Origin of the sequence: Melissospora conviva, from assembly GCF_049523535.1 — a bacterium.
GTDB classification, from domain to species: domain Bacteria; phylum Actinomycetota; class Actinomycetes; order Mycobacteriales; family Micromonosporaceae; genus Melissospora; species Melissospora conviva.
On the sequence record NZ_JBLLDT010000012.1, the window covers coordinates 43,190 to 69,105 of the forward strand.

19 protein-coding genes are annotated in these 25,916 nt (G+C 72.4%); 8 read left to right on the top strand and 11 right to left on the bottom strand.

Annotated features, from left to right (window positions below):
- Positions 1–93 precede the first annotated feature (93 nt).
- Entirely contained in the window at positions 94–942 is an 849-nt protein-coding gene (locus tag ACK8GG_RS20570; RefSeq protein WP_440353366.1) for an ATP-grasp domain-containing protein, read from the top strand.
- 122 nt (positions 943–1,064) lie between these two features.
- On the top strand, positions 1,065–1,505 hold the full coding sequence (locus ACK8GG_RS20575; protein ID WP_440353280.1) for a hypothetical protein: 441 nt from the start codon (positions 1,065–1,067) through the stop codon (positions 1,503–1,505).
- A 9-nt stretch (positions 1,506–1,514) separates the two neighbouring features.
- On the opposite strand, the gene ACK8GG_RS20580 is transcribed toward ACK8GG_RS20575, so the two are convergent.
- The 5 genes from ACK8GG_RS20580 to ACK8GG_RS20600 form a co-directional block, all read right to left on the bottom strand.
- Positions 1,515–2,390, bottom strand: a complete 876-nt coding sequence (locus ACK8GG_RS20580) for a metal ABC transporter permease (protein ID WP_440353279.1) — start codon at positions 2,388–2,390, stop codon at positions 1,515–1,517.
- Positions 2,387–3,322 carry a metal ABC transporter permease gene (locus ACK8GG_RS20585; protein WP_440353278.1) on the bottom strand — a complete coding sequence of 312 codons (936 nt, stop codon included), beginning with the start codon at positions 3,320–3,322 and terminating at the stop codon, positions 2,387–2,389. Before ACK8GG_RS20585 ends, ACK8GG_RS20580 begins: the two co-directional genes overlap by 4 nt.
- Positions 3,319–4,107: a metal ABC transporter ATP-binding protein gene (locus ACK8GG_RS20590; RefSeq protein WP_440352127.1), complete on the bottom strand. Its 789-nt coding sequence runs from the start codon at positions 4,105–4,107 to the stop codon at positions 3,319–3,321. The genes ACK8GG_RS20585 and ACK8GG_RS20590 overlap by 4 nt, the downstream gene beginning before the upstream one ends.
- 2 nt (positions 4,108–4,109) lie before the next feature.
- Positions 4,110–5,012 carry a metal ABC transporter substrate-binding protein gene (locus ACK8GG_RS20595; RefSeq protein ID WP_440352128.1) on the bottom strand — a complete coding sequence of 301 codons (903 nt, stop codon included), beginning with the start codon at positions 5,010–5,012 and terminating at the stop codon, positions 4,110–4,112.
- Positions 5,013–5,197: 185 nt separating this feature from the next.
- Positions 5,198–6,457 (bottom strand): PucR family transcriptional regulator, encoded by a 1,260-nt coding sequence (locus ACK8GG_RS20600; RefSeq protein ID WP_440353277.1) that lies wholly within the window; start codon positions 6,455–6,457, stop codon positions 5,198–5,200.
- 219 nt (positions 6,458–6,676) lie between these two features.
- On the opposite strand from ACK8GG_RS20600, the gene ACK8GG_RS20605 reads away from it, so the two are divergent.
- The 4 genes from ACK8GG_RS20605 to ACK8GG_RS20620 are packed head-to-tail and all read left to right on the top strand — an operon-like array spanning position 6,677 to position 17,642.
- Positions 6,677–8,446 (top strand): fatty acyl-AMP ligase, encoded by a 1,770-nt coding sequence (locus ACK8GG_RS20605; RefSeq protein WP_440357029.1) that lies wholly within the window; start codon positions 6,677–6,679, stop codon positions 8,444–8,446.
- Positions 8,443–14,826, top strand: a complete 6,384-nt coding sequence (locus tag ACK8GG_RS20610) for an SDR family NAD(P)-dependent oxidoreductase (RefSeq protein WP_440357030.1) — start codon at positions 8,443–8,445, stop codon at positions 14,824–14,826. The genes ACK8GG_RS20605 and ACK8GG_RS20610 overlap by 4 nt, the downstream gene beginning before the upstream one ends.
- A gap of 33 nt (positions 14,827–14,859) precedes the next feature.
- Positions 14,860–16,206 carry a crotonyl-CoA carboxylase/reductase gene (gene ccrA / locus ACK8GG_RS20615; protein WP_440352132.1) on the top strand — a complete coding sequence of 449 codons (1,347 nt, stop codon included), beginning with the start codon at positions 14,860–14,862 and terminating at the stop codon, positions 16,204–16,206.
- Positions 16,203–17,642 carry an MFS transporter gene (locus tag ACK8GG_RS20620; protein ID WP_440357031.1) on the top strand — a complete coding sequence of 480 codons (1,440 nt, stop codon included), beginning with the start codon at positions 16,203–16,205 and terminating at the stop codon, positions 17,640–17,642. Before ccrA ends, ACK8GG_RS20620 begins: the two co-directional genes overlap by 4 nt.
- Before the next feature lie 95 nt (positions 17,643–17,737).
- On the opposite strand, the gene ACK8GG_RS20625 is transcribed toward ACK8GG_RS20620, so the two are convergent.
- Positions 17,738–18,730 (bottom strand): sigma-70 family RNA polymerase sigma factor, encoded by a 993-nt coding sequence (locus tag ACK8GG_RS20625; protein WP_440357032.1) that lies wholly within the window; start codon positions 18,728–18,730, stop codon positions 17,738–17,740.
- Between the two features lie 173 nt (positions 18,731–18,903).
- On the opposite strand from ACK8GG_RS20625, the gene ACK8GG_RS20630 reads away from it, so the two are divergent.
- Entirely contained in the window at positions 18,904–20,115 is a 1,212-nt protein-coding gene (locus ACK8GG_RS20630; protein ID WP_440357038.1) for an FAD-binding oxidoreductase, read from the top strand.
- A 63-nt stretch (positions 20,116–20,178) separates the two neighbouring features.
- Here ACK8GG_RS20630 and ACK8GG_RS20635 read toward each other — a convergent pair whose 3' ends face one another.
- Positions 20,179–21,240, bottom strand: a complete 1,062-nt coding sequence (locus tag ACK8GG_RS20635; protein WP_440357033.1) for an alpha/beta hydrolase — start codon at positions 21,238–21,240, stop codon at positions 20,179–20,181.
- A gap of 195 nt (positions 21,241–21,435) precedes the next feature.
- Between ACK8GG_RS20635 and ACK8GG_RS20640 the strand changes: the two genes are divergently transcribed.
- Positions 21,436–21,723: a hypothetical protein gene (locus ACK8GG_RS20640; RefSeq protein ID WP_440352136.1), complete on the top strand. Its 288-nt coding sequence runs from the start codon at positions 21,436–21,438 to the stop codon at positions 21,721–21,723.
- 446 nt (positions 21,724–22,169) lie between these two features.
- Here the strand turns inward: ACK8GG_RS20640 and ACK8GG_RS20645 are convergent, their stop codons facing one another.
- The 4 genes from ACK8GG_RS20645 to ACK8GG_RS20660 form a co-directional block, all read right to left on the bottom strand.
- A complete protein-coding gene (locus ACK8GG_RS20645) occupies positions 22,170–22,814 on the bottom strand; it encodes a molybdopterin cofactor-binding domain-containing protein (protein ID WP_440357034.1) in 645 nt (214 codons plus the stop codon).
- Between the two features lie 109 nt (positions 22,815–22,923).
- On the bottom strand, positions 22,924–24,147 hold the full coding sequence (locus tag ACK8GG_RS20650) for an oxygenase MpaB family protein (protein WP_440357035.1): 1,224 nt from the start codon (positions 24,145–24,147) through the stop codon (positions 22,924–22,926).
- A gap of 140 nt (positions 24,148–24,287) precedes the next feature.
- A complete protein-coding gene (locus tag ACK8GG_RS20655) occupies positions 24,288–25,031 on the bottom strand; it encodes a TetR/AcrR family transcriptional regulator (protein WP_440357036.1) in 744 nt (247 codons plus the stop codon).
- Between the two features lie 170 nt (positions 25,032–25,201).
- Positions 25,202–25,825 (bottom strand): class I SAM-dependent methyltransferase, encoded by a 624-nt coding sequence (locus tag ACK8GG_RS20660; protein ID WP_440357037.1) that lies wholly within the window; start codon positions 25,823–25,825, stop codon positions 25,202–25,204.
- Positions 25,826–25,916 lie beyond the last annotated feature (91 nt).

Sequence of the window (25,916 nt, forward strand, 5' to 3'; positions counted from 1 at the left end):
GTGACCAGCGCTGCGGGCAGCCTGGCCGGGTGAGCAGGCAGGAAGTGAATCCCGGTTGCGCGGTTCGGTCGCGTGGCTGATCGTGTCGGCATGATGTTGCTGGTGCCTGCCGATGTCCTGCGCCCTCGCCGCCCCGATGAGCACTTCGCCGAGGAGGCTGAAGCCGCTCGTGAGGCCTGGATCGAGGTCGCGGTGATCGACCACGACGCCGTCGTACGTGGGCGGCCGGACGGGGCCGCGATCGCCAGGGTGCCCGAGGGTGCGGACGCGGTGTACCGCGGGTGGATGCTGAGCAGTGAGCAGTACGCGGCACTGGCGCGTGCCCTCGCGGATCGGGGCGTGAGCATGCGGACCAGTCCCGAGCAGTACCGGCGGGCACATGAGCTTCCTGGTTGGTACTCCGAATTGGAGGGCCGCACTCCCGAGTCGGTCTGGACCTCCGGCGATGACCACGGCGACTTTCTCAAAGCGTGCGCGGCCCTCGGTGCCGGTCCCGCGGTGCTGCGTGACTACAGCAAGTCGATGAAGCACTACTGGCATGAGGCGGCGTTCATTCCGGACGTGGCCGACGGTGACGCGTCGTGGCGGGTGGCTGCCCGCTTCCGGCAGTTGCGTGGCGACGACTTCGCGGGCGGATTCGTGCTGCGCCGGTTCGAGTCGTTCGTCGGGGCGGAAGTGCGGACCTGGTGGGTCGGGGGTTCCTGCCGGCTGGTCACCGCCCACCCGGACACCCCGGAGCACCGGCCCGACGCGGAGTTCGATCCGGCGGCCGTGGAAGCGGCGGTGCGGGCCTTGGACCTGCCGTTCGCGACCGTGGACTTCGCGCGGCGTGACGATGGCCAATGGCGAATCATCGAGGCCGGCGACGGCCAGGTCAGCGATCGGCCGCGCAGCACCCCGGCGGCCGAGCTGATCGCGGCCGTCAATCCCGGCAGCAGTTGACCAGTCGGGGACGAAGAGTGGTGGGCCGTAGGCGGCCGAGCCGAAGCCGCTGAGCGGATCGTCAGGGCCACCACCCTGCGGCGCCTCTGTCGGGGTGCCTCTGAAACCCGGTAAGGAGAGACATGCAAACCGTGGCGGACGCCGATGACCGGCAGTGGCGGGTGGGGCGACGTCGGCTCGCCTGGCAACCACGCGTGCCGGATTGGCTGAAGATGTTCGTCTGGATAGTGGACGGCCCCGGCGACCCGATCCTCTGGCTGCCGGCTCTCGTCTCCCTCGTGGTGGTGATTCCAGGACTGCTCTGGTACGGGCTCAACTGGCTCGTGTGTCTCCTGGTCACCCCGTTCACCTGGCTCGGTAGAACGGTCTTCGGCCGGCCGTGGCTGGTCGTCGCCTACGCCGTCAACAACTATGGCGCCGAGTACCGGGCGAGCGCAGCGGACCTCGCCGCCGCGGACGCTCTCGTGAAGCAAGTGGCGGCCGAGATCCGGGACGCAGGACGACCGCGGTCATTGCGGGCGCCGGGTCTGCAGCAGACGTTCCGGGTCTGGCGGCAGGGCTGAGGCTGGGCATCAGGCGGGGGCAAGGGCACGGATGCCCTGCCGCCTGCGTTGTCCGATTCGGGTCGCGGCGAGCACGATGACGAACACCAGGCCGTAGAAGACCGCCATCCCGGCGCTGGTGGCGGCGTCGAGGACGTACGCGGTCCAGAATCCGGCCAGGGCGCCGGCGACCGCGATGACAGCGGTCAGGGTGATCATCGCCGGCAGGCTCTGGCTGAGCAGGTAGGCGGTCGCCGGCGGGACGATCATGAGCGCGATGACGAGGATCGCGCCGGTGGCGTTGAACGCCGCCGTGACGGTCAGCGAGACCAGGAACATGAACGCCGCGTTCACCAGCCCCGCGCGGATGCCGATGCTGGTGGCGAACTGGGCGTCGAAAGTGGTGACCTTCAGCTTGGTGTGGAACACCCCCAGGAAGATGATGTTGAGGGCGAGCACACCGAGCATCACGTAGAGGTAGGCGGGGCCGATCGAGGTGCCGTTGACGATCAGCTGTTCCCAGGCGGCGAGATTGAGGTCGCCGACGAGGACCGCGTGGGTGTCGAGGTGGACGTTGGCGAAGTTCAGGGTCACCAGGATGACGCCCGCACTGAACAGCGCCGGAAAGATCAGTCCCTGCGGCGCGTCTCCGGTGATGAGCCCGGTACGGGTCAGCCATTCGCTGCCGAGGACGACCACGAGGCCGGCGAGGGCGGCCCCGATGATCAGCAGCGGTGAGTCGAGGTCGCGGGTGAAGAAGTAGCCCACGACGATCCCGGGCAGGACGGCGTGGCCGATCGCGTCGACGAGCATGGAGCTTCTGCGCAGCACGACGAAGACGCCCGGCAGGGCGCAGGCGAGAGCGGTGACGACAGCCAGCAGCGCGGTGCCGACGACGAAACTCATCGCGCGGCTCCCTCCAGCACGAGCTCCCGCTTCAGCGCCGTGCGGGCCCGTCGGCGGGCGACGACGCGGGTGATGATGCTGCGGCGCGGTGCCGCCAGGAGCGAGACGACGAAGATCGAGGAGAGGGTGAGCACGATCAGCGGCCCGGTGGGGATGCCGCCGAGCACGATCGACAGGTACGCCCCGATGCCGCTTCCCACCGCGCCGAACACCGCCGAGAGCGTCACCATCCCGGGGAGGGTGCGGGTCCACTGCCGGGCCGCGGCGGGTGGGGTGACGACGAAGGCGACCATGAGTACCAGGCCGACGGCTTTGACGCCGATCACGGTGGCGATGACGATCGTGGCGAACATCAGCGTGTCGACGGTGCGGGCGCGGAAACCGAGCACGGTGCAGTGCTGGGGGTCGAAGGTGCGCAGCCCGAATTCCTTCCAGAACGCGAGCATGAGCACCAGGGCGAGTGCGCCGACGACGAGGCTGGTGGTGAGGTCGGCGACGGTGATGACCGAGGCGTTGCCGAAGAGGTAGTCCTGGATGCCGCCCTTGCCGTGGAACGCGCCGTTGGCGATGATCCGCAGGAGCAGCATGCCCGCGCCGAAGAAGATCGTGAGGGCCACGGCCATCGCGGTGTCGATGCGGATCTTGGAGGTGCGGGCGACCCAGTTGGCGAAGAGCACCGCGATGGTGCCGATGATCACCGCGCCGACGATCAGGCCGATCATGTTGCGCCCGTTGGTGCCGAGCACGACGACCGCGGCCAGGAACGCGAGCAGGGCGCCGGGGAGGGCGGCGTGCGAGATGACGTCGCTGATCAGGGACTGCTTGCGCAGGTAGGCGAAGCTGCCAAGCGCCCCGGCGACCAGCCCGATGGTCATGGTGCCGAAGAGCACCATGCGGTAGGTGTGGTCGTCGAGGAACTCCAGTGGGCTCATGACGCGAACTCCAGGAACGTGTCGTCGTCCGCGGTCACCTCGTACGTGGTGCGGATGTTGCCTTTGGTGAACGACTCTGCCGCGGGCCCGCAGGCCACGACACGGCGGTTGAGCAGCGTGACGTGGTCGCAGTAGTCGCGCACGGTGGTCAGGTCGTGGTGGACGATCACCACGGTCCGGCCCTGCTCGCGCAGGCAGTGCAGCACCGTGACGATGGCCTGCTGGCTCTTCGCGTCGATGCCCTGGAACGGCTCGTCCATGAAGTACAGGTCGGGCGCCTGCACGAGGGCGCGGGCGAGGAACACCCGCTGACGTTGTCCGCCGGAGAGTTCACCGATCTGCCGGGCCGCCAGATCCGGGATGCCCGTCTGTTCGAGGGCGGCGAGGGCACGAGCGCGTTCGGCGCGGCCGGGCCGCCGGAGCCAGCCCAGGGACCCGTACGTGCCCATCGTCACGACGTCGCGCACGGTGGTCGGGAAGTCCCAGTCCACGCTCGTGGACTGGGGCATGTACCCGACGCGTCGCCGCACCCGCGACAGCGGCTGCCCGAAGAACTCGCTGGCGCCGGTGAGCGGTTTCACCAGCCCCAGCATCGCCTTGATCAGCGTGGATTTGCCGGCCCCGTTCGGGCCGACGATCCCCATCACCACGCCCTGCGGGACGCGGAAGTCCACGCCGCGCAGGACCGGCTCGGCCCGGTACGCCACCGAGAGGTTCCTGGTGGCGCACGCGAGGGCGCAATCCTGCCCCGCCGCTGTGGTGCTCTCGGCCGCTGGGGTGGACATCGTCACTCCGTTCCGAGGGCGGCGGCGACAGCTTTGGCGTTGTGGCCGAAAACCCCGAGGTAGGTGTCCACGCCGGGGTCGGCGCCGAGGGAGTCGGCGTAGAGCTCCTCGGCGGAGATCTGCACCTCCCAGCCCAGCGCCCGCACGGCCTCCCGCAGACTGGTGACCGCCTGCGGGTTGGCCTGGTTGTCCTGGAAGATCACCGGCACCCGGTTGTCGGCGATCAGGCGCGCCAGCTTCGACAGCTCCTCGGCGCTCAGCTTCGCCTCAGTGGAGACGAAGTCGGTGGCGTGCACGTCCAGGTCGTAGGTGTGGCCGAAGTAGTTGAACGCGTCGTGCCCGGTGATCAGGATCCGCGGCTGCGGCACGCTCGCGAGCAGTCTCTGCGCCTCGGCGGCCGCCTTCGTGATTTCTGCCTGGTAGGCGGCAGCGTTCTTCCGGTACTCGTCTGTGTTGTCCGGGTCGATCTCGCCGAGCTTGTCGGCGATGGATCCGACGACCCGTGACCACGCGTCAGGGCTGTTCCAGATGTGCGGATCGTGCAGCGGGTTGCCCTCGTCGTCGGTCTCGGGCCACGACAGGAGCAGCTCTGCGGGGAGCCGGTCGCCGACCGCGATCTGCCGTTCGTCGAGGCTCCCGAGCTGGTCGATCATCTGTGCTTCCAGGTGCAGCCCGTTCCAGAGCACCACGTCCGCGCGCTGGATGGTGCCGATGTCCCTGGTCGACGGCTGATACGTGTGCGGGTCGCCGCCCGGGCCGACCATCGTGGTGATCTTCGCATCCGGGGCGATGTTCGCGGCAGCGTCGGCGAGATAGCCCGTGGTGGCGTACACGGTCAGGGCGTCATCATCGCCGCCGTTCTGCGAAAGGGCGGAGCAGCCGGTGATCACGAGGGCAGCGGCCACCGCCGATCCCAGGCCGGTCATCAGTCTCGAGCGCGTGCGCATACCGCGCCTCTCTCGGGTCGGTTGACCATGTGCGGTCCGACAGTTGTCGAGCCTAGCGACGCACCACCTCGCCGTCGGCGTTTTGGGCAGCCGTCGGCCGCACGGGTGAATACCGTTCACGTGTCATGGCGCGGCGCCGTCCGCTACGCCGAGTGGACCGCACGCAGCCGGGTGACACCGGTGATCGCCGGCGGGCGCGTAGTCGGGCCGCTCGGTTGAACGGGCACCGCCGAGCGTCCGGCCCGCCCCGCCCGCTCGGCGCGCAGTGCGATCTCGAGTTCGAAGCGGGCGTCGCCGTCGTGCAGCTGGTCGCCGAAGAGGCGGTCCAGCTGGTGCAGCCGGCGGCGTACGGTCTGCGGGTGGAAGTGCAGTTTGGCCGCGACCGCGCTGGCGTTCATGTTCTCCTGCAGCAGGGCGAGCAGGGTGTCCGCCAGCAGGGCCCGCTGGCTTTCGCGCACCGTTGACAGCGGGTGCAGGCGGCGCCGTACGAGCGCGCCGAGCAGCTCCTCGTCCTGGAAGAGGATCAGCGTGGCGAGGTGGTCGCCGCACCAGAGCAGGCCATCGCCGGCCAGTACGCCCCGGACGGCGAGGTCCAGCGTGCGGCGGGCCGAACGCAGCGACAGCGCCGCTCGGGGTGGCGGCATCGGCAGCCCCACCGCCGCGCGGAGCCCGGCGAGCGTGTTCTCGATGACCCGCCGCTGTGCGGGGCTCTCGGGGTCGGGCACGATCAGCATCGGCTCCGGGCGGTCGAAGCCGACCAGCACCTCCGGCGGCAGCATCGGTGGTTCGCCGGTGGCGGCGCTCGGGTCGACGGCGACCACGGCGAGTCGGCGAGGCAGCTGCCAGCGTGCTGCCACGGCCGCGGCCGTCACCGCTTCCTCCGCCGCGGGCTGTTCGGCGACCAGCAGTTCGATCAGTCGCCGCCGGCGGCGGTCGAGTTCACCGGCCTCGGCGATCCGGGCGCGCGCGTAGCCGGCGACGGAGGCGGCGGCGAGGTCGTCGAGGTGCACCCAGATGGCGTCCGAAAGGGCGCCCATCGTGGTGGCCGAGAGCGACTCCTGCTCGCCGAAGACGATCAGTTTCCGCCAGCCGGTCCGCGCGCCGACACGCATCGCGGCCTGGAGCACGTCGAGGCTGCGCCCCTCGTGCATCTCGCCGGCGCCGATGGCCTCGTAGACCTCGCGCCAGTTCGTCTCGTCGCGCCGGTCGAGCAGGTCGATGAAGCGGCGCATGGCCAGCTCCACGCCCGCCCGGACGGTACGCCGGTAGGTCTCGTCGGTTGGCCGGGCGTACTCCGGAATGCGGGTGTGGATCTCGCGCATCGTCTCCTCGACGAGCTCGTCGATGTGCGAACGCATGAAACGCACCGCCCGCGGCAGGACCTCTTCGATCTCGGTTCGCATTCGTCCCTCAGCTTCCGTGATCAATGCACCGAGTTGCGGGAACGGGATTGTATGCGCCGATTTATCACATTGAACCATGACGATCTTGTTTTGATCGTTTCTTGTCAACCGGGCTGACAACACCCGGGCCAAACAAGCGCAGCCGGGGTCGATGTGCGTGCGGTCGCGCCACAACTACCTTGCTCCTGCCATCACCCGAGCAAGCCCGGGAGGACCCCCATGCCGGTTCGTCTGCCCGCCCCCGTTCCGACCACCGCGCAGGCCGGCGAATCGCTGGTGGGACGGCTGGTCACCTGGGCCACCGATCGCCCGGAGGAGCCCGCCTACACCTTTGTGGACTACCTCGTCGAGCCCGGAGGACGGCCCCAGACGCTGACCTGGGCCCAGTTGGACCGCCGGGTGCGCACACTGGCCGGGCGGCTGCGTCAGATGACCGCGCCCGGCGACCGGGTGGCCGTGCTCGCACCTTCGGGCCTCGACTACGTCGTTGCCCTCTACGCCGCCTGGTACGCCGGAGCAGTCGCGGTTCCGCTGTTCGCCCCCGGCCTGCCCGGGCACGCCGAGCGCCTGGTCGCCGCCTACGACGACTGCGCGCCGCGCTGCGTGCTCACCGTCGCGGACGCCGCCGCCGCGGTACGGGACTTCGTCGCAGACCGCGCGCAGCCGGCGGAGGTGCTCGTCGTCGACGCGGCCGGCGATCCGGCGGAACCGCCCGCGGACGAGCCGGTCTCCTTCGACCTCGACGAGGTCGCCTACCTGCAGTACACCTCCGGTTCGACCCGGACGCCGGCCGGTGTGGAGATCACCCATCGGAACCTGACCGCCAACGTGGCCCAGCTCTGGAGCGCGCTGACCGGCGGCCGCGAACGGATCACCGGTGTGAACTGGCTGCCGCTCTTTCACGACATGGGACTGCTCTCGACGGTGGCGCTGCCGCTGTGGAAGGGCACGGACTCGGTGTTCCTCGATCCGGTCGCCTTCCTCATGCAGCCGGCCCGGTGGCTGCGACTGCTCAGCGGACGCGACGCGGCGTTCACCGCGGCACCCAACTTCGCGTACGAGCTGTGCCTGCGCCGGTTGCGTCAGGAGGACCTCGACGGCCTGGACCTCAGCGGTGTCTTCCTCTGGCTCAACGGCGCCGAACCGGTCCGCGCCGACACGCTGCACCGGTTCGCCACCGCGCTGCGGGACACCGGCGTCGACGAGCGGGCGCTCTGCGCGGCGTACGGGCTCGCCGAGGCGACCGTCTTCGTCTCCGGGCAGTCACCGGAGCTGCCGCCGGCCGTGTGGCGCGTCGACCGCGACCGGCTCGCCGCCGGGGAGGCGGTCCCGCCTGACGGGGACGCCGTCGCCTCCGAACTGGTCTCCTGTGGACCACCGGCCGGGCAGCAGGTCGCGATCGTCGACCCGGCGACCGGCGCCGTGCTCCCGCCGGGGCGCGTCGGTGAGGTCTGGGTGCACGGGCCGAACGTGGCCCGACGGTACTGGCGCCAACCCGAACGCAGCGACGCGGTCTTCGCGGCCCGGCTCGACCCGGCACCGGACGGTCTGCCGGCCGGCCCGTGGCTGCGCACCGGCGACCTCGGGACCCGGCACGACGGCGAGCTGTTCATCACCGGGCGGCTCAAGGACCTGCTGATCGTCGCCGGGCGCAACCACTACCCCCAGGACATCGAGGTGACGGTCGCGCAGGCGGCCCCCGCGATGCGGGCCGGCCGCATCGCCGTCTTCGCCGTCACCATCGGCGGCGAGGAACGGGCGGTCGTGGTCGGCGAACGTTCCCGCTCCGCGCCCGCAGGTGAGCCGGACGGCATGGCGCAGACGATCCGCCAGGCCGTGTGGCGGGGCCACGATCTGGCCCTGCACGACGTGCTGCTCACCGAACCGGGGGCGGTGCCGCACACCTCAAGCGGGAAGATCTCCCGCAGCGCCTGCCGGGAGCAGTACCTGGCCGGGGCGTTCACCGCCGAGCAGGGCGAGCGGCGATGAGCGCGGACGAGACGACTCTCGCCGCCGAGGTGGCGGCCTGGGTGGGTCAGCGGTGCGGCCGCCCGGCTGAGGAGATCGACCGGGACCGACCGTTGGTGGAGTTCGGGCTCTCCTCCGTGGACGCCGTCGAGCTGGCCGGGCGGCTCGAGCAGTCCCTGGGCCGTACGCTGCCGGCCACGCTGCTCTGGGAATACCCGACGATCAATGCGCTGGTCAGCGGACTTGTCACCCCGGAATCCGCGCCGCCCCCGCCGGCACCCGCGTCCGCGCACGCCGAGCCGGTTTCCAAGCCGCCCGCGACGGTGGCACCGCCCGGCGGCGAGACCCCGGAGCGTGCCGGGCGGCCGGACCACGTTGAGCAGATCGCCGTCATCGGCATCGGCTGCCGTTTCCCCGGCGGTGCGAACAGCCTGGAGTCGCTGGCCCGGGTCATGCACGGCGACACCGATCCGGTGCGCCCGGTGCCGGCCGGACGCTGGCCGGAACTGGAGTCGTCGTCGGACCTGCTGGCCCGGACCGGACGCGAGGCGGGCTTCCTCGACGACGTCGCCGGCTTCGACGCGGAGTTCTTCGGCATCCTGCCCAGCGAGGCGGCGTTGATGGACCCGCAGCAGCGGATCCTGCTGGAGGTTGCCTGGGAGGCGCTCGCCCACGCCGCGGTCGACCCGGCCGGGCTGGCCGGCAGCGACACCGGTGTCTACGTCGGCATCAGCGCCGGCGAGTACGCGCACCTGACCACCGCCGACCTGAGCCGGGTCACGGGCTGGACGGCGACCGGCGCCGCCCTGAGCATCGCCGCGAACCGGCTCTCCTACCTGCTGAACCTGCGCGGGCCCAGTCTGGCCGTGGACACCGCCTGCTCGTCCTCGCTGGTCGGCGTGAACCTGGCGGTGCGCGACCTGCGCGCCGGGACCACCGATCTCGCCCTGGCGGCCGGGGTCAACCTGCTGCTCGCCCCCGCCATGTCGGTCGCCTTCGAGCAGGCCGGCGGGCTCGCGGAGAACGGCCGGTGCCGGCCTTTCGACGCCGCGGCCGACGGGATCGCCCGCGGCGAGGGCTGCGGTGTCGTCGTGCTCAAGCGGCTCTCCGACGCGCGGCGCGACGGCGACCGGGTGCTCGCTGTGGTGCGCGGCGGCGCCGTCAACAACGACGGGCGCTCCAACGGGCTGGTGGCTCCCAACCCGCAGGCGCAGGAGGCGCTGCTGCGAGCCGCGTACGCCGATGCCGGCTGCGACCCGGGCACGGTCGACTACGTGCAGACCCACGGCACCGGCACGCCGCTGGGCGACCCGATCGAGGCGGGTGCGCTGGCAGCGGTCTGCGGCGCCGGCCGCCCCGCCGAGGCGCCCCTGCCGATCGGCTCGGTCAAGTCGCACCTGGGCCATCTGGAGGCCGCCGCCGGGATCGCCGGCTTCATCACCGCGGTGCTGGCCCTGCACACGGCCACCGTCGCGCCCACCCGCCACTTCACCCGTCCCAACCCGCACATCCCGCTGCAACAGTGGCGGTTGCGGGTGCCCAGCGAGCCGGAACCGCTGACCCGCCCGGACCGTCCGGCGCGCGCCGGGGTCTCGGCGTTCGGGTTCGGCGGCACCAACGCCCACGTGGTGCTCGAGGCGGCGCCCGAGCCGGAGCCGGAAACCGGTTCCGCCGCAGCGGAACGCGTGGTCTGTGTCCTCTCCGACCAGGACCTGGACCGGGTGCGGGATCAGGCGGCCGGGCTGGCGCGGTGGCTCGGCGACCGGCCCGACACGTCGCCGCGCGACGTCGCCGGCACCGTCAACCGGCGGGGGGAGCGCGGACCGGCCCGGGCCGCGCTGGTCGCCGGCGACCGTGGCACACTCCGCGCCGGCCTGGCCGCGCTCGGCGCCGGCCGCCCTCAGCCGGGCGTCGCCACCGGCACCGGGAACGCGGCGGCCGGGCCGGGAGTGTGGGTCTTCTCCGGCTACGGCGCGCACTGGCCGGCGATGGGACGCCGGCTGCTCGACACCGAACCCGCCTTCGCCGCGGCGGTCGACGAACTGGAGCCGCTCTTTCTGGCCGAGACCGGGGTGAGCCTGCGCGACGGCCTGCGCGAGCCCGCCGACCACCGGATCGCCGTCGCCCAACCACTGACCTTCGGCCTGCAGGTGGCACTGGCCGCCCTGTGGCGCTCGTACGGGCTGCGGCCCGCCGCCGTCCTCGGCCACTCGATGGGGGAGGTGGCCGCCACCGTCGTCGCGGGCGCGCTCACCCCGGCCGACGGCGTACGGGTCATCACGCACCGGTCGCGGTTGCTGGCCGGGCTCACTCCCGGCGCGATGGCCGTGGTCGAACTGGCCGAGGAGGAGTTCGCCGAACTCGCGGCGGGGTTGCCGCAGCTCTGGATCGCCGTGCACACCGCGCCCGGCCAGCTGGTCGTCACCGGAGCGCCGGAGTCGGTGGCTGCCTTCGGGGCCCGCGTCGAGCAGCGCGGCCGGCTGGTCCGCATGGTCACCTCGGAGGGGGCGGGGCATTCCCCGGCGGTCGACCCGATCCTGCCGGCACTGGGCCAGGCCCTGGCCGGGCTCCGGGCCGAGGCGCCGCGGGTGCCGTTCTACAGCACGGTCAGCGCCGAGCCGCGGGAGCTGGACGCGGAGTACTGGCTGGCGAATCTGCGCCGGCCCGTACGGCTCGCCGACGCCGTCCGGGCCGCGGCCGGCGACGGTTTCCGGTTCTTCCTGGAGCTCTCGCCGCACCCGGTGCTGGTGCGACCGATCGGTGCCACGCTCGCCGCCGAGGCCGTGTCGCAGCCGCTGCTCGTCGCGTCGCTGCGGCGCGACGAACCGGAGTCATTCCCGGCCGCGCTGGCCACCGTGTACGCGCACGGCCACCCGGCGCCGCCGGTGCCGCAGGCGCGGATTCTGGACCTGCCGGCGCCGCCGTGGCGCGGCACCACCCACTGGTTCGACGCCCGGACGCCGGCCGCGCCGCAACTGGCCCTGCCCGGCGAACACGCCGAGGTGCCGGGCGAGGAGCGGCACGTGTGGCGGCTGAGCGCACCGCCGGGCCGGCTGGTGCGGCGGGCACCGGGCGGCGCGGACGTGCTGCCCCTCGCCGGACTGGTCGAACTGGCCCTGGCGGCCGTGGCGAGCACCGGCGCCGACGAGGTGGTGCTGACCGGCGTCGAGTCGGACCCGGCCGGATATCCGGCGGAGGCCGAACCGGCGACAACCCTGGCCCGCAGCGATGACGGCGGGTGGCAGGTGACCGTGCACGCTCCCGGCGGCGACACCGGCTGGTCGCTGTTGGGACGGGCGACGGCGCAGCCCCGCAGCAGCACCCCGCCGCAGCCGCCGGACCGGACCAGCGATGTCGAGATCGACGTTCCGGGCGGCCCCGACGCGATCAGCACCTGCTTCGGTGCGCTCGCCGACGCGATGGGCGGCGAAGCGGGCCCCGTCGAACCGGGCCGTGCGGATCTGGTCTGGGCCGGTGCGGATCCGTCCGGCGGCGGCAGCTGCCGGCTCTGGCGCGCCGACGAGCCGGCCGGCGGCGCGCGCTTGCGGCTGCTGGACCACCGTGGCGTGGTGCTGCTGGCGGTCGACGGCGTGCGTACGCACCCGCAGCCGCAGCGGGACCGCCCGGCGCTGCTGCGTGGCCTCTTCGGTGTGCAGTGGCAGGAGCAGGCGATCGGCAGCACGGCCGGCGCCGCCGCCCGGGTGCGACTGCTCGCGGTGCCCGGCGACGACCTCCTCGCCGCGGCCCTCGCCGACCCCGCCGCGCCCGCCGACGCCGAACACGCCGACCTCGCCGCCACATCCGCCGACGCCGAGCAGGCCGACCTCGCCGCCGCCGCCGAAGAGGCGGGCCGCGGGGCCGGGCAGCCGCCACGGCCCGGATCGTCCGCTGCGGACCGGGATGTCGTCCTGATCGCACCGCCGGCCGGCCCGACACCGGACCCGAAAGCGGCACGGCAACTGGCGCTGACCGCGATCCGTGCCGCCGCCCACGCCGGGGGACGCCTGTGGCTGGTCACCCGCGGCGCCGCCGCGGTGCGGCCGGACGAAGCAGGACGGCCGGACCTGGCCTGGGTGCGCGGCCTGGTACGCACGCTCGCCTTCGAACAGCCACGTACCCGCACCCGCTGGCTGGACCTGGACCCGGGCGACGATCCGGCGACGCAGGCGGCAGCCCTCTGGACCGAACTGCACGCCGAAGCCGGTGAGGACGAGGTGGCCTGGCGGGGCCGGCGGCGGTGGAGCGCCCGGCTGGTCCGCGCGTCCCTGCCGCAGCGACGCCGGGAACCGGCAGTACGCCGCGGCGCGGCGTACGTGATCACCGGCGGTTACCACGGGATCGGCCTGCTGGTGGCACGCTGGCTCGCCGAGGCCGGCGCCGGCCGGCTCATCCTGGCCGGCCGCTCCGGCCCGCCCGCCGACAGCGTCTCGGAACTCGCCGCGGTGCGCGCCACGGGTGCGGACGTACGCATCGTCCTGGGTGACGTGGCGGTCGCCGGCGTCGCCGAGGAACTGGTGGCCGCCGCCGGGGAGCTGCCGCTGGCCGGTGTGGTGCACGCTGCCGGCGTACGGCACGACCTGCTGCTGACGCATATCGGCGGCGAGGATCTCTCCCGGGTGTGGGCGCCGAAGGTGGACGGCGCCTGGCGGCTGCACAGCGCGGTCCGTGCCGCGGGGGCCCGTCTCGACTGGTGGCTGTCGATGTCGTCGGCGGCGGGACTGCTCGGTTCACCCGGGCAGGCCGCCTACGCGACCGCCAACGCCTGGCTGGACGCCTTCGCGGCGTGGCAGCGCGCCGACGGGCTTCCCGCCTGGTCGATCCAGTGGGGCACCTGGTCCCGCATCGGCGGCGCGATCGGCGTCCACCTGCCCGGCCTGGACCCGGTGGAGCCGGACGAGGGCATGACCGCGCTGCGCGGGCTGCTCGCCCGCCGGCCCGGCATCGTCGGCGTGCTGCACTTCGACCCCGGGCCGGCGCTCGCCGCGTTCCCCGAGGCGGGCCGGCTGCCGTTCTTCGCGGCGGTGACCGGGGCAGCGCCGGAGGCTCCGGCCGAATGGTTCGGCGCGGACCGGCTGCGGGCGCTGCCCGCGGCGGAGGCGATCCGGCTGATCGACGAACGTCTCGGCGAGCGCATCGCCGCGGTGCTCGGCGCCGACCGGCCGCCGCCCGCCGCGCAGCCGTTGACCGAGGCGGGGCTGGACTCGCTGGCCGCGGTGCGGGTACGCAGCCTGATCGAAGCGGACTTCGCCCGTGCCCTGCCGACCTCGGTGCTGGTGGGGGGCGTGACCCGCGCCGATCTGACCCGCGCGCTCGCCTTCGAGCTCGGCCTGGCCGTGCCGGAGACCGGCGAACCCGTTGTCAGCGGTCCGCGTGACGCCGCGGAGCGCGCCGCGGTACGGCTCTTCGAGATGGTGCTGGGTGGCGAGCGGGATCTGACGGCGCGGCTGGCCGGACCGCACGACATCACGCGGATCGTCGCCGCCGCCCGGCAGGAGTACGGCGTCGAGGTCGACCCCGAGGCCCTGCTCGCCGACCCGAGCCCGGAAGGGCTGGCCGGCCCGCTGCGGGCGGCGGAGGAGGCGGCCGTGGCCGCCGGCGGGGCGCTGCGCACACTGCGCACCGGGCAGCCCACGCGTCTCCCGCTCTTCCTGGCCCACCCGGCCGGCGGCAGCACCCACGTCTACCGGCAGCTCGTCGACCTGCTGGGCGAGGAGCAACCGGTGTACGGGCTGGAACGGCTCGACGAGGCCGGTGCGGTGCCCGAGCGGGCCGCGCACTACGTCGAGCTGATCCGGGCGCGGCACCCGGGCGGGCCGTACCGGATCGGGGGCTGGTCCTTCGGAGGTGCGCTGGCCTTCGAAGCGGCCCGGCAGCTGACCGCGGCCGGCGAGAAGGTCGAGACGGTGGTGCTGCTCGACGCGGGACTGCCCGAGCCGATGCCGGCGGCGGAGGCCGCCGAACTGCTCGTCGAGCGGTACCTGGGCTTCGCCCGGTACCTGCGCGACACCTATCAGGCGCCGGTGGAACTTGACCCGCAGCGGCTGCGCGAACTCTCCGGGAACGAGCAGTTCGACCTGGTCCTCAAGACCTTGGAGGACAGCGGCCTGGCCGAGCGCCTGCCGCCGGCGATCCTGCGCCACCAGATCACCTCCCACCAGGACACCCGGGCTCTCGACGAATACCGGCCCGGGCCCTACGACGGCCCGGTGGTCCTCTACCGCTGCACCCGGCCGACGCCCTGGGCGGTACGCGACCGCCGGTACGAACACGCCGACGCCGCGCGCGGCTGGGACCGGTACTGCACGGACCTGCGCATCGTCCCGGTCGCCGCCCACCACCTCAACCTGCTCGACCCGCCCGCGGTCGCCGCCATCGCGGCGGACCTGCGCCGGCTGCTCTGACCCGGCTTTCCCGTCACCGCAAAGGAGACCGTCATGTCCGAACTCGCGCAAGCGGCGATTGCCGGGGCCGATCCCGCCGAGCTGCTCGCCTGCCCGGTGCCGGCCACCTTCCGCGCGGCGCACCTGCGCCGCGACGACGTGGACCTGTTCGGCAGCGAGACCGACCGCGACGTACGCCGCTCCATCCGGGTCGGCGAAGTGCCGATGCCGGACCTCGCCCCGGACGAGGTGCTGGTGGCGGTGATGGCATCGAGCATCAACTTCAACACCGTCTGGTCGGCGACCTTCCTGCCGGTGCCGACGTTCGCGTTCCTGGAGCGGTTCGGCCGGCAGGACCGGTGGAGCGCCCGGCACGACCAGCCCTGGCATGTGATCGGCTCCGACGCGGCGGGCGTGGTGGTCCGCGTCGGAGCCGGCGTGCGGCAGTGGTCGGTCGGCGCCCAGGTGGTGGTGCACCCCATCTACGTCGACTCGGAGGATCCGCAGACCCACCAGGACTCCATGATCGGCAACCAGCGGGCCTGGGGTTTCGAGACCAACTTCGGCGGGCTGGCGGACTTCGCCGTCGTCAAGGCCAGCCAGCTGCTGCCCAAGCCCGCGCACCTGTCCTGGGAGGAGGCCGCCTGCAACACGCTCTGCGCCTCCACGGCGTACCGGATGCTGGTCAGCCAGCGCGGCGCCCTGATGAAGCAGGGCGACGTGGTGCTGATCTGGGGCGCGACCGGCGGTCTCGGCGGTTATGCGGTGCAGCTGGTGCTGGCCGGCGGTGGCATCCCGGTGGCGGTTGTCAGCTCCGAGGAGAAGGCGCAGTTGCTGCGCCGCCTCGGCTGCCGGCATGTGATCAACCGCGCGGAGCTGCCGGGCGGGCTGGGCGAGCAGCGCGCCTGGTGGGAACTGGGCAAGCGGATCCGGCGGATGACCGGTGAGGACCCGCACATCGTCTTCGAACACACCGGCGCGGAGACCTTCGGTGCCTCGGTCTATCTGGCGCGCCCCGGCGGCACCGTGGTCACCTGCGGCTCCAGCAGCGGATACGAGCACCAGTACGACAACCGGTATCTCTGGATGCGGCTCAAGCGCATCGTCGGCAGCCACTGCGCCAACTATCAGGAGGCGGCGGAGCTCAACCGCCTGCTGCGGCTGGGCCGGCTGGTGCCGACGTTGTCCCGGGTCTATCCGCTCGGCGAGGTGGCGGAGGCGACCCGGACGGTGCAGCTCAACCAGCACCTCGGAAAGGTCAGCGTGCTCTGCCTGGCGCCGCGCGAGCAGATGGGGATCGACGACCCGGTGACCCGCGCGGAGGTCGGCGAGCAGCGGCTGCGCACCTTCCGGACCGCGCCGGCGGGCCGGGAACTCGTCGCGGTGCCGGCCGGCGTGTGAGCGGGTCGACCACCGGCCTCGGATCGCGCGCGCCCGCGCCCCGGCGCCGCTTCGAGGCCGGCACGTCGGCCAAGCGTGACCGGGCGGTCCTGGCGGTCGTGCTGGTGACCGCGTTCCTGACCATGCTGGACAACACCGTCGTCACCACGGCGGCGCCGTCGATCGCCGCCGACCTGCGGGTCACCCTGCCGACGCTGGAGTGGGTGGCGACCGGCTACATGATCGCGTACGCGGGGCTGCTGCTCGCCGGCGGCCGGCTGGCTGACCGTTACGGCTGGCCGCGCACGCTCCGGGCCGGGCTGCTGGTCTTCACGATCGCGTCGCTGGCCTGCGGGCTGCCCGCCCTGCCCGGGGCGCCGGCCGGAAGCGCCGCCACGTTGATCGCCGCCCGGGTCGTGCAGGGGCTGGGCGCGGCGCTGCTGGTGCCGGCGACGCTGGCCGCGATCGCCGCCGGCGACGAACGGTTCCGGCTGCGCGGCGCGGCCGGGTGGACGGCGTCCGGTGCCGTGGCGCTGGCCGCCGGACCGGTGCTCGGCGGCGTGCTGAGTCAGCACGCCCACTGGAGCTGGATCTTCCTCATCAACGTGCCCGTCGGGCTGGCCGCGCTGGTCGTGGTGCGCTCCACCACCACCGCACAGCCCGTTCCCGCCCAGGGTGCCCACGTCCGCCTCGACCTGCCGGGCGTCGCGACCGCCACGGTCGCGCTGCTGGCTTTCGCGTACGCGCTCAGCCACGGCACCGGGCACGGCTGGCGCGACAGCAGCGTGCTCGTCTCGGCGCTGATCGCTGTCGCCGCGGGCGTGGCCTGTCTGCTCTGGGAACGCGTCGCCCGTGACCCGGTGATCGACCCGCGGCTGTTCGCGGTGCGGGCCTTCAGCGGGGGAGTGGCCGTGCAGGTGCTCTGGGGCCTGGGCGTCAACGGGGTCTTCTTCTACACAGCGATTTACCTGCAACAGGTCGGCGGCTACTCGCCCGCGCTGGCCGGCCTGGCGTTCGTGGCGGTCGCGGTGGCGGTCGCGGTGGTCGCGCCCTTCACCCCCGCGCTGGTCCGCCGGTACGGCCCGGCCCGTGTCGTCGCGGCGGGTCTGGCCCTGGTCGCCGTGGGCATGGTGGCCGTGGCGCTGGCCGGGACCGGGCCGGTGCTGCTGGTGGGCGCGCTGGCGGTGATCGGTTTCGGTTCGGCGCTGACCGTGCCGCTGGGCGCCGTGGTGCTCGCGGCGGCGCCGGCGCGCCAGGCCGGTGTGGCCGGCGGCATGTTCGCGGTGGCCCGGGAGGCGTCCGGGGTGCTCGGCATCGCGGGCATCGGGGTCGTCGTCGCCGGGGGCAACCTGGCGCGCGGCTACCCGATCGGGCTGGTGCTCGCCGCCACACTGGTGCTGCTGGGCGCGGTGCTCGGTGCCCGGCTCCTGCCGGGCACCGAACACGCCTCCCGCTGACCGGACCGTCAGCCTGGCGGCACCGGGGAGGTCGCGGGCAGTCCTCCCGCTGAACCAGCCAAGGGGCGCCCGGGTCCGCCGTGCAAGCCGTCGGCCTACGTCGGGACGGCGATGTGAAGGCCGGCGAGTCGTTCGGCGTCGGCGATGATGTCCAGACGGGAAATTCTGCCGTCGCAGAAAGTGATCAGATAGGCCGCGTGGACCACTCCGTCGGCGGTGTAGGCCGCCGCGGGAACTCCGTCGATGTGGACGAGTCGAGTGAGGGCGGCGCGCCCGGCGAATGCCCTCGCGACCGCGTCGGCGCCGACGATACGGTGCGCGAGCAGCGGCGCCCCGTACTCCGCGCCGCTCTCTGCGAGCGCGACAGCGGCGTCGTCGCCGCGCAGTTCGATGTCGGGATCGAGGAGTTGGAGAAGCCTCCCGAAATCTCCGTTCCTCGCCGCGTCCAGGAACGCGTCGACGGCGGCGCCCTGGCTCCTGCGGAGGGTCTGCGGATCTGCCGTGCGCAGCCGCGCCCGTGCCCGCGAGGCCAGCTGCCGGGCGTTGGCCGGGCTGCTGCCGACGATGGGGGCGATGTCGTGAAACGGCAGGTCGAAGACGTCGTGCAGGAGCAACGCCAGACGTTCCCGCGGCCCGAGAGTGTCGAGCACCACCTGCATCGCCACCGCGAGCTCCTCCACCCGCATCGCGCCGCCCGCCGGATCGTTGGCGATCTGGGCGGCATCGGCAGGCTCCGCCGGGGCGGAAGGGTCGGGGTCCATGTCCTCACGCCAGGCCACATTGCGGCGGATCATGTCGATGCAGACGCGGGAGACGACAGTGGTCAGCCAGGCCTCCAGGTTGTCGATGCCGTCCGGGCCGCTGCGCTGCAACCGGAGCCACGTCTCCTGGACGGCGTCATCGGCGCTCCACGGTGAGCCGAGGGCCCGATGGGCGATCGCGAAGAGCCTTGCGCGATGGAGCGCGAACTGTGCGGCGACTTCGTCGAGAACCGCCGCGGACGGGTCGGCCGGCATGAGGGTCCCTTCGGCGGGTGTCACGTTTCGCCCGCCAGGTTCGACTTGTAGCTGAGGCGGGCCTTTCGCCACTGCCTCGCTTCACCAACCATCGAAGTCTAGGAGTTCCCTTGACTGTGCTGCCATCCACTATCGGCCAGGAGCTACGGGCCCGTGTCCGGGGACGCGTCTGGATCGACGGGGACGCCGGGTATGACGCGGCCTGTCGTCCGTGGAACCTGGCGATCGAACAACGACCTGAGGCCGTGGTCGAAGCGGCGGACGCCGAGGACGTCCAGGCCTGTGTCCGGTTGGCGCGATCCCACGGGATCTCGGTCGCCGTGCAACCGAGCGGCCACGGTGCCACCGGCCGTACCGCAGGGGCCATCCTTCTGCGTACGACGCTGCTCGACTCCATCGAGATCGACCCGGTCGGCAGGAAGGCGAGGATCGGTGCGGGCGTACGGTCCGGCGCTCTTCAACGTGCGGCCGCGGCCCACGGTCTCACCGCGCTCCCGGGAAGTTCCCCTGCGGTCAGCGTGACCGGCGCGGCGCTCGGCGGGGGTCTGAGCTGGTTCGGCCGCGCCTTCGGTTGGCTGGCCGACAGCATTCTCGCCCTCGAGGTCGTTGAGGCGAGCGGGCAGAGTCATCGCGTCACCGCCGAAACGGACCCCGACCTGTTCTGGGCGCTGCGCGGCGGCGGAGGCGATGTCGCGGTCGTGACCGCGATGGAGCTGCGGCTGCACCCTGCGCCGATGGTGTTCGGCGGACGTCAACTCTGGCCGGCGGCCCGCGCCCGTCAGGTGGCCGACGTCTACCGCACCATGACGCAGTCCGCCCCGACCTCCTTGACCCTGTGGCTGGAGCTGCTGGACTTTCCCGGCGCCGACCCCATGGTCGCCATCGACTCGGCCTTCCTCGGCGACGAAGCCACCGCACGGCGGTACATGCGCGATACGCGGCACCTGCCGTCCCCGCTCTCGGACACTCGGGCGGCCATGAGCGCCGCCGATCTCGGCACCATCACCGGTGAACCCACCGACCCCAGTCCGGGACAGTCCCGGGCCGAGCTTCTCACCGCGCTCGACGACGGCGCCCTGAACGCGCTCATCGGTGACCCGATCGCGCCCCTGACGGTGGTGCAGATCCGACATCTGGGCGGAGCCCTGAGCGAGCCGAGCGACAGTCCGCACGGCGCGCTGACCGAGCCCTACGCCGCCTACATGCTGGGTGTGCCGTCCACGGACTCCGCAGCGGAGGCGATCGTCCGCAGACAGGCAGCCCTCGCCAGGGCCCTGCCGATCAGCGGACGCAAACCGGTCACCTTCCTGAACGCCTCCGAATGCCTCGGTGACGCCTTGCCGCAGGCCTCGCTGGAGCGGTTGCGTCAGCTCAAGTCGGAGCGGGACCCGGACCGCACCATCCAGGGCAACTTCGGCGTTCTCGACCGACCGGCCGATGTTCGCCGATCCGGATGACGACCCCGTGACGTGCGACAACCCTGATCGGGCCGGCCCGATCAGGGTTGTCGGGGCGGCCCGTCAGCCCGGCCTCGCCGGGGATGTCGCCGGGACTCCGAGAGAGGCCATGATCGCCGACCAGGAGCGGTGCAGTTCGCGCTGCCAGTACGGCCAGGAGTGGGTGCCGGCGACGTACAGGTTGGCGGTGACCGGGGTCAGCGACAGCAGAAGCCGGGTCGCGAAGGTCGTCGTGTCGGCGCCGGTGATGGCTTCACCGAACTGCACCGGGCTCCAGGAGCCGTTGGGGTCGAGAGCTCCGGGCAGGCCGGTGGTGCCACTGGAGACGTAGAGCCGCGTGCCCCGCAGCTTGGCGGTCAGATCCATCGGGTTGTGGGCACGCCAGTTGGCCCGGTTGGTGACCGGAGAGCCCCACGCGTCGGTCAGGTCGTCGCCGTGCTCGCCCACCGTGCTGGCGAAGACCGCCCGGGTGGCCGGATTGAAGAGGTTCAACGGGGCGCTGTAGGCGGCGGCGAAACGGAACGTTCCCGGGCGCCGGGCGGCGTAGACGATGGCGCCGTATCCGCCGGACGAGATCCCGGCTACCGCCCGGGTGTCGCCGGCCCGGTACTCGGCCCGCAGGATGGACCAGACCTCGTCAAGGTGAAAGGTCTCCCATTTACCGGAACCGGTGCTGCCGGTCACCCGGTGGAAGTCCGTGTAGATCGCGCTGCGTCCCGCCTCGGGCATGACCACCAGCACCCCGGTCTCGGCCGCCAGCTGCTCGATGTCGGTCTCGCGGGTCCACGACGTGTAGTCGTCCCGGCCGCCGTGCAGCAGGTACAGCACCGGCCAGGTCCGGTCCGCCGTCCGCGACCAGCCGGGCGGCACCAGCACCCGTACCGGCAGGTCACGGTTGTTGGCGGCCGAGTGCACGATCAGATCGACCTCGCGGGTGCTGCGCCACTGCTCGTCGACGACGTGGGAGTCCGCGGCGGCGGTCGCCCCGGCGCCGGTGACCAGCACCATCGTCGCGGCGGTCAACAGCGTGGTCAGCGCAGCCGTCACCCGGGCCGCCGGACCGCGCGCGGATCGCGGTGGCCCAGGGTGGGTGCGGTCGGGCAGATACTGTCGGCGACGTCTCATCAGGGGCTCCTCCGTCTCGCGCCGCCCGGAAGCGGTGGACGGCGTGCCTGCAGCGTGCGCGGGAGCGCCGGGGATGTCTGCACAGCGCGGTGACCCCCCGGCGGTGGCGAATGCTCACGTCGGTTAGCGTCGCCCGCCGGGGTGCGGAGACTGGGGCGCGTGAAACGAGCGCGATCTGCGCTAGCCTTGGCGCATATGGCTACCTATCGCAGCGCCTCAGTGCTCCTATCCTCCGACGGCACCAGGACCCCCGGCACCGCCGCCCTCTTCGCCGAGCCCGCCCGCAAGGGTGGAACCGCGCCGTGGGCCGGTGACTTCCGTCCCGCCAACAGCGCCGGCAACGGCCCCAAGAACGCGGTCGGGAAGACCTTCACGCTGGAGCTGCCCGACGGCAGCACCGGCAAGGTCGTCGTCCAGAGCCTCAAGAACGGCAAGGGCGGCGTCGTCCTGGCGCTGATGGGCCAGGACGCACCCCCCTTCTGATCGGTACCACCGACGAAGCGCGCCCGTAAGTGCTCCATCAGGACTGACGGGCCGCGCATCGCCGGGCGGTAGGCGCGCACCGCGGACGACCCGTCCCGGCGCGCCGGCGAAGGGGTCAGCCGGCACGGCGCAGGCGTCCCAGCATCCCGTTGAGGTCCTGAACGAACATGTTCTGGCGGAAGACGGGCCGCCGGGCTCTTCGCGCCAGTCGTGGCGGATGCCGGCTTGTCCGAGGGGACCTCACGCTGACCGGCGAGCACCTGGCTATCGTTCGCGTAGTCGAGGTTGGACCTTCACCGACATCGAGAGCGATGCCTTCCGCTGGAGCAACCAGGCGAGGCAGCCGGACGGCCAGTGGCGCCTGCAGCAGACCTTCCGGGTCTGGCGACGAACCTGACGGCGCGGTCCGGAAGGGCGCGGCGGTTTCCGCCTGAGCGGTCATCGGGTCACCCCGTTTCGGGTGGGGACGCGGTTGGCGGGTGGCCGACGACGGTGAGGTCCGCCGCCCGTGGGACGACAAGTTCCACCGTCACGGCGATGGTGCTCCTGCTGGCGGCCCGCCTGGCGAGCGCGCCGATGTCGCTGCGCCGGTCGGCGTCGTCGGTGATGACGCCGGCGGTCAACCGCAGGTCCGTCACGGGTGAGCCGAAGGCGGCCGACGCGGCCGCCAGGAGTCGCTGACGTGCCAGGGCCGCGGCTATCCGGATCGAGACGCAGGTCGATTCGGCCGTGTGCGGGCACTCATCGGAGATCGGATCCGGTCGCGCGTCGACCAGCGACACGTGCACCCGTGCGCGCGGCACGGACAGCTCCTGGGCGATCAGGCCGGCCGCCGCCGTGGCGACGTGCCGGCTCATCCTCGCGCGGTGCAACGCGACCGACACCGTGCCGTCCTGGCACACCTCCACCGAGATCAGCCTCGATGCCGGCAGCGCCGTCGCGGTCCGGACGTCATCGAGCCCGAGCAGCCGCGTCACGTCCGACGAGGGTGGGGCGGCTGCTGCCGGGGGAATTGCCGGCAGTTCGGCGGCGGTCACGAGGATCGGGGCGGCCAGTACGTATCCGGAGAACCGGAGGGTGGAGTCGACCATGGGTGGCTCACCTGGGGGAGTACGTCGTGGGGGATCCCGGAGGTGTCGTTGCCTGCGCAGGTGGAGCGAGGAGAGCCAGGGGCGCGGCCGTACCCCTGGCTCCTCCCGGTCAGAACTCCCGGTTGCCGAGCGGGATCTCGATGTTGATGCGCTGCCCCGAGGAGAGGAAGAGCAGAGCCAGCTTGCGCAGGAACTCGTCGAAGAGCCAGTAGGTCTGGGGCACGAGCGGGAACGGCAGCAGCCCTTCGCGGACGGCGATGAACGGTCCCCAGGCGGCGCGCAGCAGCGTGTCCCAGAGCGGCTCGCGGGGGATCTGGAGCCAGTTGGCGATCTGGTTGCCGAGCAGGAACCGGGTGAACGAGCCGAGGATGGGCTTGGTCAACAGGCCGGCGTCGATATCCCGGCCGAGGCCGAGCAGGATGTCCGCCAGGGCGATGCCCTCGGGGGTCGGCGCCAGGATCGGGTCGAGCACCTCGTCGGCCTGGGAGTTGGCCTCACTCCAGGAGGCCGGGATGTACTCGTCCCTGATGCCGAGCATGTGTGCGGCGACCTGCCACAGGTGCAGGAACGCGGCCGACTCGGCGGCCGGGATCGGCACGTCCCAGGAGTTCAGTTGCCGCATCACCGTGGTCGGCAGGCTGTGCCAGGTGACCATCAGGTCCCGCTGGCTGATCGGGATGTCCTCCGGTGCGACGTCGTTCCACTCCTGCGACTGCGGCAGGAGGTGCCGTACGCCGGCGTGGGCCAGCCGGGTCTTGACCGCGGTCACGATCATTGATCCGGTGGGCTGGTAGGCGTTGGCGGTGCCGATGTCGTACCCGAGCTTCGCGGTTTTGGAGATGCGGTCCTTCATGTCCGCGCCGCCCTGGGAGTAGTAGACGGCGCGGGCCTCCTTCGGGATGACCGTGCTCATCATGCCGCTGGCCAGGCCGTAGAGGACGCCGAGGTAGAGGCCCCGCTTCTCGTTGAACCGCACCGCGGTGGTGAGCTTGCCCTGGTCGACCCAGGAGGGCAGTTGCCGGGCGCGCTCGATGAACTGGTGGACGTCCGCCGGCAGGCCGGCCGGCAGCGGCTGACCGTTCTTGGTCCAGGTCCGCAGCAGCCGGTTGACCAGGGGCACGTCCCCCCGGTCGAGGAGGGAGGCGACCAGCGGGTCGGCCTCCTCATCCCAGACCCATCGCGGGTCGAGGCCCTGCCCGGAGCCGGCGACGGAGCCGGCGGGGGACCAGCTCCACGTCGACCGGGCCTGCGCCGGTGCGGTCGCGCTCAGCGCGCCGAGGGCGCCGAGCGCCCCACCGGCCATCAACATCTTGCGCCTGCTGAGTGGTTCCACGCTGCACTCCTCGGGGGTAGGAGGTCCCTTGATACGGTGAAACGCATATTGCGACCGTGTATCGAATGAGAGCACAGCGTGTCGCAGATCACAACGAGTTACGTGACAGTTGTCGATATCTGCGGGTCGACACCCGCCGCTCAGCCGGCGTTGTGCTCCAGCATGGGCACGAGGAACCGCCGGGCGAGGGCGCGCAACTGGTCGGTGTCGTCGAGATCGACCACCCGGCTGGGGGTGACGAGGAAGGAGCAGGAGATCCGCGTCATCAGCTCGGCGACCACCTCGACGTCCACCGTGGCGGAGACGGTGCCCGCGTCCTGCTCGCGGCGGAGCTGGCCGGCGACGAAGCGCTGCACGGTGGCGAGCATCCCGCCGCCGTCGCTGATCATCGAGGGGACGAGCACGTCCGGTTCGACGGACATCAGGCCGCCGATCAGCGGGTTGCCCCGGATGGCCTGCAACGCGCTGACGAAACCCAGCTCCACCCGGTCGGCCACGGTGGCGGCCTGCCGGATGTCGACGAGGAACTGGCCGAAGTAACGCCGGAACTCCCGCAGGATCACCTGCTCGACCAGCCGGTCCTTCGTGGCGAACCGGCGGTACGCGGTGATCCGGGAGAGGCCGGCCCGCCGGGCCACGTCCTCCATCGTGGAGCGCCGGATCCCCATCCGGCAGAACTGCTCGTATGCGGCATCGAGGATCCGCGTCGCGACCTCGTCGGTGTCGTCGGCGCGCTCCAGCGCCTCGGTGAAGGCGCGTTCCAGCAGCGACTCCGGAGCGGGAGCGGTCTCCGGGGCGGCAATTCGCGGCCCCGGGGGCTGCCCGCCGGGACCGGTCGCGGACCGGCCGGGGGATGATGCGTTCGCCGGAGCGGTCCGGGCCATCGTTGCCCTCCCACGAGATGCGCCGACGCGTCTTGTGCCACGGTACCAACGATGCACCAGTACCGGCCCGGACGCGGCCTCACCGCCGTCCGAGCTGGTCGCGCCGGCGCGCGAGGTAGGCGACCTCCGTACCGGCCGCCGACACTAGATGATCTTTTTCGGGGGTCCGCTCATTGTGGACGTACGGCCCGGAAGAGGGTGTGCCCGCCGGTGCCCTCCGGGATGAACTCCTCGCTGGTGATCGTCAGGCACGCCTCTTGCAGCCACGAGCGGTAGGTCGCGGCGTCGGCGTGACTCCACCACATCGGGGCGGTACCGCCGAGCCAGTTGTCGTCGGTGCCGGTCCAGGCGGTGCTGCCGACCGTGGCGAGCAGTTCTCCGCCGGGGCGCAGCCGGCCGGCGATCTCCCTGATCACGCGCGGTTGGTCGGCCAGCGGCATGTGGATGAGGGCGTAGAGGCAGACCACCGCGTCGAACGAGGCCGGCGGCAGGTCGAACCGGGTGGCGTCGGCACGGAGGAAAGTGCCGGTGGGCACCAGGTGACGGGCCCGTTCGATCTGCACGTCGCTGATGTCGACACCGGTGACGTGGTGCCCGGCGTCGGTGAGGAAGCGGGCGACCGGCACCCCGCAGCCGCAGCCGAGGTCGAGGACCGCGGCTGCGGCCGGCAGGCGGCGGTGCAGGTCGGCGAGCCAGGGGGCGTACTGGCCGTCGCCGGCGTCGTCGGCCCGGTAGTGGTAGGAGAGCGCGTCGTACCCGCGCCGGACCATGTCGCGTTCGTCGTTGCCGCTCATCCTCGGACCCTGCCGGTGGTTTTCAGAGGGTTGTTTCGCCGTTGAGGCCGAAGTAGTCGTGCCATTTGGTGCTGGGGGCGAATGTTGATCC